The 14,191-nt window shown below is 59.7% G+C and carries 14 protein-coding genes; 3 read left to right on the top strand and 11 right to left on the bottom strand.

Annotation, left to right across the window (positions count from 1 at the left end):
- Window positions 1–29: 29 nt before the first annotated feature.
- Both bamC and dapA read right to left on the bottom strand, forming a co-directional pair.
- The gene (gene bamC / locus AC6I79_RS05545) at window positions 30–1,061 is read right to left on the bottom strand and encodes an outer membrane protein assembly factor BamC (RefSeq protein ID WP_059011704.1); all 1,032 of its coding nucleotides are present in this window, start codon (window positions 1,059–1,061) and stop codon (window positions 30–32) included.
- Window positions 1,062–1,075: 14 nt separating this feature from the next.
- Window positions 1,076–1,954: a 4-hydroxy-tetrahydrodipicolinate synthase gene (dapA, locus tag AC6I79_RS05540; RefSeq protein WP_059011706.1), complete on the bottom strand. Its 879-nt coding sequence runs from the start codon at window positions 1,952–1,954 to the stop codon at window positions 1,076–1,078.
- Window positions 1,955–2,097: 143 nt separating this feature from the next.
- Here dapA and AC6I79_RS05535 point away from each other — a divergent pair, with 143 nt between their 5' ends.
- Together AC6I79_RS05535 and bcp are read left to right on the top strand one after the other, a co-directional pair.
- Window positions 2,098–2,664: a glycine cleavage system transcriptional repressor gene (locus AC6I79_RS05535; protein WP_498027614.1), complete on the top strand. Its 567-nt coding sequence runs from the start codon at window positions 2,098–2,100 to the stop codon at window positions 2,662–2,664.
- Between the two features lie 142 nt (window positions 2,665–2,806).
- Window positions 2,807–3,274: a thioredoxin-dependent thiol peroxidase gene (bcp, locus tag AC6I79_RS05530; protein WP_021506602.1), complete on the top strand. Its 468-nt coding sequence runs from the start codon at window positions 2,807–2,809 to the stop codon at window positions 3,272–3,274.
- 57 nt (window positions 3,275–3,331) lie between these two features.
- Here the strand turns inward: bcp and AC6I79_RS05525 are convergent, their stop codons facing one another.
- From AC6I79_RS05525 to AC6I79_RS05485, 9 genes are all read right to left on the bottom strand, one after another.
- Complete coding sequence (locus AC6I79_RS05525) at window positions 3,332–4,927, bottom strand: sensor domain-containing diguanylate cyclase (RefSeq protein WP_021506601.1); 1,596 nt, start codon at window positions 4,925–4,927, stop codon at window positions 3,332–3,334.
- A 166-nt stretch (window positions 4,928–5,093) separates the two neighbouring features.
- Window positions 5,094–5,912: a phosphodiesterase gene (locus AC6I79_RS05520; protein WP_211075318.1), complete on the bottom strand. Its 819-nt coding sequence runs from the start codon at window positions 5,910–5,912 to the stop codon at window positions 5,094–5,096.
- 24 nt (window positions 5,913–5,936) lie between these two features.
- Window positions 5,937–6,923, bottom strand: coding sequence for an ABC transporter ATP-binding protein (locus AC6I79_RS05515; RefSeq protein ID WP_238561664.1), 987 nt, complete (start codon window positions 6,921–6,923; stop codon window positions 5,937–5,939).
- A complete protein-coding gene (locus AC6I79_RS05510) occupies window positions 6,920–7,732 on the bottom strand; it encodes an ABC transporter permease (protein WP_498027613.1) in 813 nt (270 codons plus the stop codon). The genes AC6I79_RS05515 and AC6I79_RS05510 overlap by 4 nt, the downstream gene beginning before the upstream one ends.
- On the bottom strand, window positions 7,729–8,586 hold the full coding sequence (locus AC6I79_RS05505) for an ABC transporter permease (protein ID WP_021506597.1): 858 nt from the start codon (window positions 8,584–8,586) through the stop codon (window positions 7,729–7,731). The genes AC6I79_RS05510 and AC6I79_RS05505 overlap by 4 nt, the downstream gene beginning before the upstream one ends.
- A complete protein-coding gene (locus AC6I79_RS05500; RefSeq protein WP_238562008.1) occupies window positions 8,586–9,584 on the bottom strand; it encodes an ABC transporter substrate-binding protein in 999 nt (332 codons plus the stop codon). Before AC6I79_RS05500 ends, AC6I79_RS05505 begins: the two co-directional genes overlap by 1 nt.
- A 10-nt stretch (window positions 9,585–9,594) precedes the next feature.
- Window positions 9,595–10,617 carry a substrate-binding domain-containing protein gene (locus tag AC6I79_RS05495; RefSeq protein ID WP_498027612.1) on the bottom strand — a complete coding sequence of 341 codons (1,023 nt, stop codon included), beginning with the start codon at window positions 10,615–10,617 and terminating at the stop codon, window positions 9,595–9,597.
- Between the two features lie 124 nt (window positions 10,618–10,741).
- Window positions 10,742–11,350 carry a DsrE family protein gene (locus AC6I79_RS05490; RefSeq protein ID WP_021506594.1) on the bottom strand — a complete coding sequence of 203 codons (609 nt, stop codon included), beginning with the start codon at window positions 11,348–11,350 and terminating at the stop codon, window positions 10,742–10,744.
- A 27-nt stretch (window positions 11,351–11,377) separates the two neighbouring features.
- Window positions 11,378–11,983: a DsrE family protein gene (locus AC6I79_RS05485; protein ID WP_058770833.1), complete on the bottom strand. Its 606-nt coding sequence runs from the start codon at window positions 11,981–11,983 to the stop codon at window positions 11,378–11,380.
- A gap of 697 nt (window positions 11,984–12,680) precedes the next feature.
- On the opposite strand from AC6I79_RS05485, the gene bepA reads away from it, so the two are divergent.
- Window positions 12,681–14,144, top strand: a complete 1,464-nt coding sequence (bepA, locus tag AC6I79_RS05480; RefSeq protein ID WP_498027611.1) for a beta-barrel assembly-enhancing protease — start codon at window positions 12,681–12,683, stop codon at window positions 14,142–14,144.
- Window positions 14,145–14,191: the final 47 nt, after the last annotated feature.

Here is a 14,191-nt window from a genome sequence, read left to right as displayed (position 1 = left end):
GGCCGGAGAATCTCCGGCCTTTATTGCATTTATTTGTTCAGCGCGCCCTGCAGGACCGCCACCAGCGCATCATTCTGCGCCTGGGTGAGTACGTGTCCTTTCGGATCGATGAACTGCAGGCTGCTGCGGTTATCGAGATCGCCCACCTGCAACTTGTAGTCGCCGTTTGGCAGTTCCGGATCTTTCGCGCCGATGGCGTCAAACGCGCTGCTGCCCGGCTGCTTGTAGGTCACTTTCAGACTGCCCTGCGAGCGGTTGTCATCGGTAACTTCCATGCCCATACGCTTCAGCGCCGCCGGCAGACGCTGCCAGGTGACGTTAAACGGTGAGCGCAGCACCAGCAGTGGCAGACCGGTGTCGTCCGCGCCGCTCTGGACATCAATCTGTCCGCTGGCACGTCCGGCAGCCGCATCCTGGCTGGCGGTATCGATCTTATCCAGACCGGTGCTGATGTCATTCAGCATCTGACCGGTATAGCGCTGAACCTGGACCGGCGTGGTGACCGTCTGGCCCTGCTGCTGCAGTTCCAGCAGACGTACGGTCAGCACCTGCTGATAGCCCTGGTTCTGCACGCTGATCTGGTAACGGCCGCGATACTGGTTATCTTCGTCAGCACGGTTCCACTGCACCCAGTCGGTGGTGAGCTGCTGCGCCGCATCATCACGCTGGGCAACCGGGAATTTGTACGACTGCACCACGTTCACCACCTGCGACCAGATGGAGCCACGGTTGCTGTCAACCGCCAGCACGCCGGTGTTACCGGTGAACTGCGCGCGGGTGCCGTTCATCAGCGCCAGCGGCTGCGCCGGCGGACGGATGTCGAGCTCTTTACCCAGCGCGCCTTTCGCCACGCTGTGCGGCACATCGTAATCACCATTCTGCAGCGGCAGAATCATGCCCGCCGGGGCTTTTAAATCATGCAGTTCAGGCGCCTGCAGGTAAGATTCATCACCGCTGACCTGGCGCTTATAACGCTGATCGCTGGAACAAGCTGTTAGCAGCATCAGGGTGGAGAGGCCCACCACGGTTGCCAGCGTCGAGCGCTTAACTGAATAACTCATTGATTCTCCCTAAATTATCGCAGACCCGCCTGGATCAGCGCCTGCGTGGTTTTCGCCTGACCGGCTTCGGTCAGCGGCGTCATCGGCAAGCGCAGCGTGTCATCGGCGATTAATCCTAGCTGTTTCGCGGCCCATTTCACCGGGATAGGATTCGGTTCACAGAAAAGCGTCTGGTGCAGGTGCATCAGACGCTGATTCAGGCGACGCGCTTCGGCAAATTTGCCCTCTTGTGCCAGCGCACAGAGTTCAACCATTTCACGTGCTGCAATGTTAGCCGTGACCGAAATAACGCCTTTGCCGCCCAGTTGCATGGAGTCCAGCGCTGTCGCGTCATCACCGCTGACAATAATGAACTCATCTCCAACCAGCTGTTGGATCTGCGAAATACGCGATAAGTTCCCGGTGGCCTCTTTGATTCCGATAATATTTTTGATTTCAGCCAGGCGGGCAACGGTTTCCGGCAGCATGTCACAGCCGGTACGTGACGGGACGTTATACAGCATCTGTGGCAGATCGGTGCTTTCGGCGATCGCTTTGAAGTGCTGGTACAGACCTTCCTGCGTCGGACGGTTGTAGTACGGGGTCACGGTGAGGCAGCCGACTACGCCGGTGCCGGTAAAGCGTTTTGTCAGAGAGATCCCTTCGGCGGTGGCATTCGCGCCGGTCCCGGCAATCACGGGAATGCGGCCATCGGCCAGCTCCAGGGTTTGCATCACCACATCGCCATGCTCTTCATGGCTGAGGGTCGCGGATTCGCCGGTGGTGCCAACAGAAACAATCGCCGCCGTACCGCTGGCGACATGATAATCAATCAGTTTTTTCAGACTTGCGCGGCAGACATCACCTTTTTCATTCAAAGGCGTAATGAGCGCAACAATACTTCCGGTGAACATGGGCTATCCCCTCGACAAACAAGTGCCTCATGTTACGTTTTCCGCCGAAAGAAAAGCAAGCGAGCCACGCCATTACCGCGCTTGTCAGCAGTTTTTTTTATGTTTACCTTATGGTTATTAGCGAACGTACAGGAAACGCCATTTTGCCGCAGTCACAGCCGCACCATCTGGTGATCACCGCTCTGGGCGTTGATCGTCCGGGTATCGTCAATACCATTACCCGCCACGTCAGCAGCTGCGGTTGCAATATTGAAGACAGCCGCCTGGCGATGCTGGGCGACGAGTTCACCTTTATTATGCTGCTCTCCGGCAGCTGGAACGCCATTACCCTGATTGAATCGACCCTGCCGATGAAGGGTGCCGAGCTGGAGCTGCTGATCGTGATGAAGCGCACCAACGCGCGCGTCACGCCGCCGATGCCTGCTACCGTCTGGGTACAGGTAGAAGTGCCGGATTCACCGCATATCATCGAACGCTTCACCGATCTGTTCGATAAACATCAGATGAACATCGCCGAGCTGGTGTCGCGCATTACGCCCGCCCAGGACGACGCGTCGCCGGTGCTCTATATTCAGATGACCGCGCACAGCCCGGCGAATCATGCCAGCGCACCGTTTGAGCAGGCTTTCCATCGGCTGTGCGAAGAACTGCATGCACAAGGTTCAATTCGCCTCTATAGTGTCACCGACGACGCGCACAGCGCCGTCTGAATCAGGCTCCGGGTTATTCCGCCACACACTCTGCCGCGCTGGCATACCGTGTAGTGAAATAACCCTGAGGTAAACTCCACCTGGCGCTTTTGCCGCTGATGGTGTATTACCCACAGCATGAAGAAAAAAATGGAGAGTTGTGATGAATCCACTGAAAGCCGGTGACACCGCACCGAAATTTAGCTTGCCCGATCAGGATGGCGAACAAGTAAATTTGGCCGACTTCCAGGGACAGCGCGTTCTGGTCTATTTCTACCCGAAAGCCATGACGCCGGGCTGCACCACGCAGGCCTGTGGTCTGCGCGATAACATGGATGATTTAAAGAAGGCGGGCGTGGAAGTGCTGGGCATCAGCACCGACAAGCCGGAAAAACTGTCTCGCTTTGTCGAGAAAGAATTGCTCAACTTCACCCTGCTGTCGGATGAAGATCATCAGGTTTGCGAGCAGTTTGGCGTCTGGGGTGAGAAAACCTTTATGGGGAAAACCTACGACGGCATTCACCGCATCAGCTTCCTGATTGGCGGCGATGGCAAAGTGGAGAAGGTGTTCGACGATTTTAAAACCTCGAACCACCACGATATCGTGCTCGATTACCTGAAATCAGCCTGATTACCCGCGGGTGCCAGCCAGGCACCCGTTTTTTTATCCTGCTGTGACGCTGCGCGATTAATAGCGCGAAACCGTGCTGGCCAGCGCCTCCTGCCCGGCGATCACCACGCAGTTACGTCCGGCGTTTTTCGCCTGATACAGCGCATCATCGGCCTGCTTCAGAATCTGTTCCTGACTGCCGTGCGTCGGCTGCCAGCTGGCGATACCAATCGAAATCGTGATCTGCCCGACCGGATCAATCCAGCCGCCGGCAATGCTGGTGCGCACGCGCTCGGCAATCACCCGCGCTTCATCAGGGGCGGTGGCGGGAAGCAGCATCAGAAACTCTTCGCCGCCGTTTCGGCACACCACGTCGGTCTGACGCGCGCTCTGGCGCAACGTGCGCGCCACCTGTTTGATCACCTCGTCGCCAACATCATGCCCGAAGTTATCATTCACCCGTTTGAAGTGGTCAATATCCAGCGCCAGCACGGCAAACGGCTGCTGCATGGTATCGAAATAGTCGAGCACCGCGCTCAGGCCACGGCGATTGAGCAGGCTGGTCATGGGATCGCTCTGCACCTCTGACTTGAGCCGGCCGATTTTATCCTGCACCAGACCAATGCCGGTGAGCAGCGCGCGCTTCACCTGCGCCGCTTCAAAGTACCAGGCGCGGATCACGCCAATTTCCCCGGAAACGCCCTGGGTATCCATCTGGCTGGCTTTACGCGCCAGCTGCCACAGCGGCAAGGCGATCAGCCGGGCCAGAATCACCGCCACCAGCAGCGTCAGCAGCGCAAACGGCACCGAATTCTTCAGCACCTGGAGCAGCAGCCCGGAGAGCGGCGCCAGCGTGACGTTTGTCGGTTTGAGCGCCACCACCATCCAGCCGGTGGTGGGCACCACAGCGTAGCCCGCCAGCTTCGCCGTACCCTCTTCCGTCAGCTGAACTTCGCCATTGCTGTGCTCCTGGCGCTGACGATCGCTGACGATGCCCGGCACGTTTTTGCCAATCAGCTGATTGTTCTGGTGATACAGCACGCGGTTTTCGCGATCCAGTACGTAAACATGGGTGCCGTCACGATAGTACTGCTCGCCGAGCAGCACGTTGAGAATGCTTTTTTTCTTCAGATAAATAGTGCCGCCAACGTAGCCAAGATAGCGCCCATCGGTGCTCCACACCGGCCAGGAAACAAACACCAGCAGGTTATTGGTAGCAGAAATGGTGGGCCGGCTGACCATCGGCTGGCGCTGCGCCAGCGCTTCGCGCGAAGACTGGCTGGTGAGCTGCATGCCTTTCAGCATCAGCGATTCCGGCGAAATGGCTTTAATCACGCCGTTGCTGTCGACAATCGCCACCGAGTTAAAGCTGCTGGTCTGCTCGCGCAGTCGGTTCACTTCCTGCTGCAGCAGTTCGGGATTGTCGAAATCTTTACCCAGCTGATTGGCGCTGTAGTGCAGCTGCGACTGCGCCAGCTGGAAAAACACTTCGGTGGTGGCCGCCAGCTTGGTGGCGTAAGCGCGATTGGCTTCGAGGGTGCTTTCGATCAGCACCATGCGCTGTACGCGCCAGGTGGCGTACAGCGTATTAGCCAGTGTAATGACGATACTGGTGATCGCCAGCAGCGCAATCAGCGTGCGCAGATCAGTTTTTGGCCGGATGCGCGTTAACATGGCGCAACCGCCCTGGTGAGTAGCTTCATAAGTTAGCGTGCCTGACTATCTTGTTATAATTGGAGGTGTTTACCCTGGTGAGGTAACAGACAATTGTACACCTCTGAGCCAAATTGACTACGACGCAGACCCTCAGGAACGCTTTTTTATTGTGCTATTACTGGTGCTAATCAATTAAACCCTGCGCATCGTAAAACGGCCACGGTCCTGGATAATCGCCGATTGCGCACAGATGCGTAGTCATCCCCTGCTGCGGCTGCCAGCGATGCAGCAGAAAACCGGGCGGTTCCAGCACAAAGTTCGCCGGACCGTGGTCACGCAAATCCAGTGCCACCTGATGCGACACACCGGGCGCCACGCAGGCCAGCGTGCCGGCAAAACGCGCCTGCACCGAGCGGTGCAGGTGACCACTCAGCACCCGTTCCACCTGGGGATGCTGACCAATAATGGCAGCCAGCGCCGCCGGATTGCGCAGCGGCTGCCGATCCATATGGCCAATGCCGCTCAGGAACGGCGGATGATGCAGCAGCACCAGCGTCGGCAAATCAGGCTCACGCGCCAGCTGCTCTGCCAGCCACTGCAGCTGTGCGTCATCGACGTAGCCCCACGGCTGATGCGGTACGCTGGAGTCGAGCGCCAGCAGCTGCAGATGATTCACACGCATCTGCCAGTTGAGCGTTTCGCCGTGCTGCAGGTAGTGATGCTCCGGAAACGCGGCGCGCAGCTGCTGGCGATCGTCGTGATTGCCCGGCATCAGCAGGAACGGCAGCTGCAGATGGCGCAGCGCCTCGCGCAGCGTCTGGTACTCTTCCGCAGTGCCAAAATCCACCAGGTCGCCGGTAATCACCACCGTATCCGGTCGCGGCACCAGCTGATTCAGCGTGTCGATCACCCGCAGCAGCGCAGCGTGCGTATCCACTTTTTTATAGGAGAGACGGCCATGGGCCTTGATGTGTAAATCGCTGATTTGCGCAATCAGCGTCATTGCGTCAGTCACAACAGCTCCTTATCAGGCAGAAAAGTGCAGCGCGGCATCCTGCGCCAGCGTCCAGCTTACCGGCTGGCCGGCGTGCCAGGCTTCGCGCGCGTGGCGATCAACCTGGATCGGCGCCGCCAGCCCGATATCAATACTCAGCCGCTGCGCAGCGCCGAGAAAGGTGGTGCCGAGGATAAAACCAGGGCGTGCGTAGCGCTGGTCCGCCGCCAGCAGCACATCCTCCGGGCGGCAGAAATGCTGCGGATTGCCACGCGCATCGACCCCGACACAGTTAATCGCGCCGACAAAATCCGCCACAAACTGTGACGCCGGGCGCTGGTAAATATTTTGCGGCGTATCGATCTGCACCAGACGTCCCTGCTCCATCACCGCAATGCGATCGCCCAACGCCATCGCTTCCTGCTGATCGTGCGTGACGTAGACGGCGGTGATCGCCAGCTGTTTCAGCAGCGCGCCAATCTCCAGCCGCAGCCGATCGCGCAGGCGCGCATCCAGCGCCGCCAGCGGCTCATCAAACAGCAGCACCTTCGGACGCGCCGCCAGCGCACGAGCCAGCGCTACGCGCTGCTTTTGACCGCCCGACAGCTTGTCGATGCTGCGCTGCGCCAGCGCGCTGAGATCCACCAGGGCCAGCATCTCCTGCACGCGCGCGTCGCGTTCGGCGCGCCCCACGCCCTGCACTTTCAGGCCGTAAGCGACGTTCTGCGCTACGTTGAGATGGGGAAACAGCGCGTAGTTCTGGAACACCATGCCCACGTTGCGTTTCTCAATCGGCAGCGCTGTCACGTTACGATCGTCGAACCACACTCCGCCGCCGTCGTCACAGCGCTCCAGGCCACTGATGATGCGCAGCGTGGTGGTTTTGCCACAGCCGGACGGACCGAGCAGCACCAGGGTTTCGCCAGGCTGCACCGTCAGATCGAGCGGCTGCAGCGCCAGCTGGTGATTAAAGTGCCGCGCACAGTGGCGCAGCGTAACGGTTACGGCCGCAGGGTTCATGCCGCCTCCTTATTAGCACGCGTGAGCGTACGGTTGAGCCAGTGATTGACCGCGTTGAGCATCAGCAGCAGCGGCAGAATCAGCAGAATAAAGATCAGCGTGTAGGCCGATCCCACTTCCAGTCGCATTGAGGCATAGCTGTCTGCCAGCCCCACCGGCAGCGTTTTTGTCAGCGGCGTATGCAGCATCCAGGTGATGTTGAACTCACCCACCGACAGGGTGATCACCATAAACGCCCCGGCGAGAATGCCGTTGCGACAGTTGGGCACCACCACGGTAAAAAAGCGCTGCCACAGGCTGGAACCGAGACTGGCCGCTGCCTCTTCCAGTCGCGGCATCTCCACCGCCTGCATCACCGCCAGCACCGGGCGCAGCATAACCGGCAAGGTAAACAGCACGTGACCGATCAGAATGAACAGCCAGCTATCGCGCAGGCCGGAGAACTGGCCGTACAGCAGGATGATGCCCAGCGCGGTGGCGAGGCCCGGCAGCGCGACCGGCAGCATCAGGCACTCTTCGATGCGCGCCGCCCAGCGCCGCGGCGCTTTTAACAGCCCCCACGCTGCCGGCACGCCGATCAGCAGCGTGATCAGCAGGCAGGCCAGCGCAATCAGCAGTGACAGCCAGAAGGTGTCGGCGTAAAGCTGCCACACCTGCGTCACCCACTTCAGCGTCAGGCCGCTGCGCAGGCCGGTAAAATAGTTGTTGGTCACGCCGGCCAGCATCGACAGCACCACCGGCACGATCATGAACAGCGCGGTGAGTAGGGTGACCAGCAGTTGCAGGCTGAACAGGCCGCGACGTCTCATGTCACCTCCTGATGGGCCAGTCGGCGCGCCAGCATCAGTGCCAGCCAGGCGACGCCGCCCATCACCACCGACAGCGCGGCGGCGGTGGCGAAATTGGCGTAGTTGGTGAATTCGCCGTAAATGGTCAGCGGCAGCACCGCCAGATCGGTGCCCAGGGTAAACGCGGTACCGAAGGCACCCATGCTGGTGGCAAAACAGAGCGCGCCGGTGGAGAGTAGCGCCGGCTGCAGCCCCGGCACAATCACATCCCAGGTGATGCGCCACTGACTGGCGCCCAGCGAACGCGCCGCCTCTTCGAGAGAGCGGTCGAGTTTTTCACTCGCCGCCACCAGCGTGATGATGGCGCGCGGCAGTGAAAAATAGAGATAGCCAATAAACAGGCCGGTAAACGAATAGGCCAGCATCCAGCGCTCGTGAAACAGCGCCAGGCTGATTTGCGCCAGCAGTCCCTGACGGCCCGCCAGCATCACCACCAGAAATCCCACCACCACGCCCGGAAAGGCCAGCGGAAACGTCAGCAGCGCCAGCAGCGTGCTGCGTCCGCTGAAGCGCTGGCGTGCCAGAAAGCAGCCGACTGTCGCGGCGATGGCCAGCGTCACCAGCGTGACGGCGAGCGACAGCAGCACGGTGTTCAGCAGGCTGAGCAGGTAGTGCGGCTGGGTCAGTACCGTCCAGTAGCCGCTGTGCCGGGTGCTGCGGTCGTCCTGCATCGCCATCTGCAGCAGCCGGACAAACGGCAGCAGCCAGAAGGCGCAGAAGAACAGCAGCGCCGGCAGCGTCAGCCATAGCCAGCGGCTGCCGGCCAGGCGCGGTGTCCGGCGGCACGAAGCCGCCAGGGTGTCCGTCATCGCCATCAGCGAATCTCACTCAGATAGCGCGCCGAGAAAGCTTTCTGCGCTGCCGCCATCTGCTGATAGTCAACGGTTTGCGCACGCGCATAGTCGCTGTCCGGCAGGAAATATTTCTTCGCTTCTGCGCTCATGGCGCCGGTGCGCACCGGGCGCAGGAACGCGCTGGCCCAGATGGCCTGCCCTTTGTCCGACAGCACATAGTCGATCACTTTTTTGCCGTTCGCCGCGTGCGGTGCATTCTTCACCAGGCTAATGACGTACGGCACCGTTACCGTGCCCTCTTTGGGAATAACAAAGGCGACGTTAGCGTGATCTTTGTAGCGGGCGCGGTAAGCATTGAAGTCATAGTCGAGCAGAATCGGGATCTCGCCGGAAATCAGGCGCGCATACGCGGTCTGCTTAGGCACGATAGGCTGATTCGCCTGCAGCTTTTTGAACCAGTTCAGCGCCGGCGTGAAGTCCTGCATGTTGCCGCCCTTCGCCTGATTGACTGCCACCGCCGCCACGTAACCGACAAAGGCGCTGGCTGGGTCGAGATAACCAATCATGCCTTTGTATTCCGGCTTCAGCAGGTCGTCCCACGATTGCGGTACCGGCGCGCCGCCCAGCGCATCGACATTGACCATAAAGCCCATGGTGCCCGAGTGCAGCGCCACCCATTTGCCGTTGCTGTCTTTCATGCCGGCAGGAATGTCATCCCAGTGCGCCGGTTTGTAACTGGCGACCACGCCGGCGCTGTCGGCCTGAATGCCGAAGCTGACGCCGTAATAGACCACGTCGGCCACCGGATTGCCCTGCTCCGCCACCAGCTGCGCCAGCGCCTGGCCGGAGTTTTTGTTGTCCTGCGGCACCTGAATGCCGGTGTCTCTGGCAATCGCTTTGAGCTGCGTGCCCCAGTCGGCCCACTCGGGCGGACAGTTGTAACAGATGGCGGTTTCCGCCGCCTGCGTCAGGCCGGTGAACAACGCGCCGGCACTCAGTGCGATGGCTCCGGCATACATTTTTACTTTTTTATGCAACATCATGAGGTTCCCTGGTGGTGGCAATAAACGCGGGGGCAGCAACACTTTCACCGCTCCGCAACTGATGTGGCAGCACGCGGGTGCCGCGGCTGACGTTATGCAACAACATATCGATAGCGCAGGCGCCGAGCCGTTCGGCGGGCTGCGCTACGCTGGCCAGCGACGGGGCCATTTGTGCCCCCATCGCAATCCCGTCAAAGCCCATCACCGCCAGCTGCTGTGGCACAGGCACGCCCGCGCGCGCCGCCGCGCCAATCAGGCTAATGGCCAGCAGGTCGTTGGTGCAGATCACGGCGCTGAGCGGGGTGGCACCGCCGAGCATCGGGGCCAGCAGCGTAAAGTCGGATTGGGTGTGGCTGGCCATCTCAATCACCGGCAGCGCCGTCAGGCCCGCGTGCTGCATGGCGTCGCAATAGCCCTGATAGCGCAGGCGTGCACGGTCTGACTGCAGTATCGGTCCGGCGACCATGGCAATGTGGCGATGGCCGAGCGCCAGCAGCTGTGCGGTGGCTTCGCGCATTGCCTGGCGGTTATCCACGCACACCGCCGGCCAGTGGCTGTGCTGCGGCACGTTATGCGCCAGCACAAACGGCAGGCCAGCCGCCTGCAGCGTGCTGAGCACCGCGCAGTTATCCGCATCGGCCACCGTCAGGACCAGACCCGCCACGCGCTGGCGCAGCATATGTTCAACGATGGCAGCTTCGCGCTCGGGCTGGTAATCGCTGGTGGCCACCAGCAGGCCATAGCCGGCGTCGCGCGCCTGGCGCTCCATCGCCTGTAACTGGCAGGAGAAGATCGGGTTAAGCAGCGAGGGCAGCAGCACGCCGAAGGTGGTAGAGTGCTGCGTGCGTAGCTGGCGCGCGATGTGGTTAGGACGAAAGCCGAGCTGCTCCGACGCCGCCAGCACTCTCTCCAGCGTGTCGCGCCGCAGCAGATGGGGATCGGAAAAGGCGCGCGCGGCCGTGGCGCGTGAAACGCCTGCCAGCTTTGCCACCGTGAGTAAGTCGGACATGTTCGCCTCGTTAAGTGCCGATGAGATCGATCTCATTGGCGCCTAAACTAACGGCGAACTGTGACAGTGACATCGCGAAGGGATGACGAAAAAATGACAGCAGCCTGCACTGCTGTCGGCAGGATTACAGCATCAGGAAGGCGTACCCTTCATTTTGCAGCGACGCGACAGTGGTGCCGCTGGAGAGCGTATGGGTGACGCGGGTGTCAATCCAGTCGCGCTCCAGCTGATGGAAGGCCACCGACTGGTCGCAAATGGTCACTTTCACCCCGGCTTTCTTCAGCTCATCAATCAACTTCAGGTTAGGGTTATCGCTGCCGTACGCTTTACGGAACTGATCGTTATTGAGCGCGGCCGGCACCGCATCGCTGTTGATCGACACCACAAAGTTGAGCTGATTCAGCGGTACGCCGGCCGCGTAATAGAGGTTGGTGACGCGTGCCACGCGCTCAAGGCCGAGGTTCGGCTGATGGATATCCCCTTCGCTGCGGTTGATCTGAAACACAATCTTATTGCTCAGCCCGGGCGTGTTGGCCGGGTTGTAATCCGGCGTGTTAACAAAGTGAATTTTACCGTAACCGGCAATCGCCGGCGTGCTCCAGAAATCCGCCGGTTCGGTTTTCTGGTCAGCGAATTTGCCGCTGACTTTATCCACCAGTTCCGGCAGCTGCAGCACATTTCCGCCGACAAAGCCCGCCAGCGCGGCGATAACAATATAGGATGCTGGACGCATGACACTTCTCCTTAACCAAAGACGCGATTACATCTGTAAAAAGGCATAGCCCTGATTTTCCAGCGTCGACACCGTGGTCGGGCTGGACAATGCATGAATCACCGACCGGTCGATCCAGTCGCGCGGATAGTGATGGAACGCCACCGACTGATCGCACACCGAGACTTTGACGCCCAGCTTGTTCAGCGCGCCAATCAGCGCGAGGTTAGGGTTATCGACGCCGTAAAACTGCTTAAAATGCGTGTTATCCAGCGTGGCGGGCGTGGCATCGCCGGTCATCGACACCACAAACTGCAGCTGTTCGGCCGGTACGCCAGCGGCGATGTACAGATTGACCACGCGCGCCACACGCTCCAGCCCGAGGTTAGGCCGTTTGATATCGCCTTCATTGCGGGTCAGCTGGAACACCACTTTGTTGCTCAGCCCCACCGCCGGTTTAAACGCGGCGTCGGCTTCATAATGAATTTTGCCGTAGCCCGCGACCGCCGGCGTGCTCCAGAACCCGTCCGGATCGGCAGGTTCAGCGGAAAAATGGCCCGCGATACGCTGATACAGGTCATCGCTTTTGATTACGGCGGCACCAACCATCCCACCCACGATGGCAATCAGAGCATAGGAAACAACAGAACGCATAGAAACTCTCCGGCATGCACTGCGCGTTAATTCACAGTCCGTTTGAAAAAGTGCTTTATCTATACCACAGCGCGCGGCGGGCAAAACGCCTGTACTGGCGGGCTGTCCGGCGTTTGGCTGCCAGCAGAAATCATCGCGCCAGCTGATTGAATAAGGCTGTTGATTGAGCCGTGCGGACGAGTTGAAAAATAGCTGGCCGGAAATACCGGCAGTCACCAGGCAGAGGGATGCATGGCAGATGACAGCGCCTCATCGTGCGGGTTAATACTGTCATCGCGCGCCGCCAGTTGACCAGTGAGCAAAACCTGACCATTCATTTCTGGGCTGGTGATGCACGGCCAGAGCAGCACGATAAAAATCACTGATGGATAAAGCGGGCCAACCGTGGGTTTTCAGGCGTGTTTTTCAGAGTAAACCTGGAAAAAACCATGCCAGATTCAATTATTTTGAGCAACTTTACGTAACTTTAATTTCATCAGGGCGCTGCGCCTTTTTCTTTTGCCTTTTCGCTATTCAATTTTTTGCTACAAATTTCGCGTCAGTCAGCCATTCTTTGCCATCACGTCAATGTGACGGCGGCATTTGCTTGTATCCTCACTGTGGTTAAGATAGAGCCGCGGCAGAAAAGGAAACGCCGCCACAGAACATTGGCATGACTTTCCTGTCCAATGGCAGGAGACTTTTACAGGATCAAGGCATGTTTAACCGGTTGAAAAAATCAGTGCTGGCGGCCCTTATTCCTGCGCTGCTGCTCACGCCTGCGGTCGGTGTCCGCGCCGATCTGAGCGACAATTTGCCCGACATGGGCACCACGGCAGGCTCCACGCTTTCCATTAATCAGGAGCTGCAGATTGGCGACTTCTACGTGCGCCAGCTGCGCGCCAGCGCGCCACTGATCAACGATCCGCTGCTTAATCAGTACATCAATGAACTCGGTCAGCGGCTGGTGGCACACGCCCATTCAGTGCGCACGCCGTTTCACTTTTTCCTGATTCAGAATGACGAGCTCAACGCTTTCGCCTTCTTTGGCGGCAATGTGGTGCTGCACTCGTCGCTGTTCCGCTATACCGATAACGAAAGCCAGCTGGCGTCGGTGATGGCGCACGAAATTTCGCACGTGACGCAGCGCCATCTGGCGCGCGCCATGGAAGAGCAAAAGCGCAGCGCCCCGCTCACCTGGGTCGGTGCGCTGGGTTCAATCCTGCTGGCGCTGGCCAGCCCGCAGGCCGGGATGGCGGCACTGACCGGTACGCTGGCCGGTACGCAGCAGGGGATTATCAGCTTTACCCAGGGCAATGAACAGGAAGCAGATCGCATCGGCATTCAGGTGCTGCAGCGCGCCGGTTTCGATCCGCAGGCGATGCCCGCGTTTCTGCAAAAGCTGGCCGATCAAAGCCGCTTCTCGTCAAAACCACCGGAAATTCTGCTGACGCACCCGCTGCCTGATAGCCGCCTGGCCGACGCGCGTAACCGCGCCAACCAGATGCGCCCGGTAGTGGTGCAGTCGTCGCAGGATTTCTATATGGCGAAGGTGCGCGCGCTGGGTATGTACGCCACCGGCCGCAATCAGCTGACTGACGATTTGCTGAATGAGTACGCCAAAGGCAACACGCGGGAACAGCAGGCGGCGCAGTACGGCAAAGCGGTGCAGTTCCTGCAGGCGAAAGATTTTGCCAACGCGAAAAAGATCATCGCGCCGCTGCTGGCGAAGCAGCCGGATAACCTGTGGTTCCTTGATATCATGACCGATATCGACATCGGTCTGAACCAGCCGCAGCAGGCCATCAGCATGCTGAACGCCGCCCGCGGCAGCCAGACCAGTCCGGTGCTGCAGCTTAACCTGGCGAACGCCTACGTCGAGGCGAAGCAGCCGGTCAACGCCAGCCGCATCCTGAACCGCTACACCTTTGCGCACCCTGACGATCTCAACGCATGGGATTTACTGGCGCAGGCTTCAGCCGCGCAGGGGCTGCGCGATGAGGAGCTTTCGGCACGGGCTGAGAGTCTGGCGCTGAACGGCCAGCTCGATCAGGCCATCACCACCCTGAGCAGCGCCAGTGCCCAGGTGCCGCTCGGCAGCCTGAAGCAGGCGCGTTACGATGCGCGCATCGACCAGTTCCGCGAATTACAGCGGCGTTTTAAGCAGTATGCAAAAGGGTAAATAGCCGGTTACGCGGGTGGATGACCGGCAGGATTTCGGTGCGCACC

Source organism: gamma proteobacterium symbiont of Scutellera amethystina (assembly GCF_059730845.1).
The sequence above is the reverse complement of the archived record's forward strand: the minus strand, read 5'-3'. Positions and strand labels throughout refer to the sequence as shown.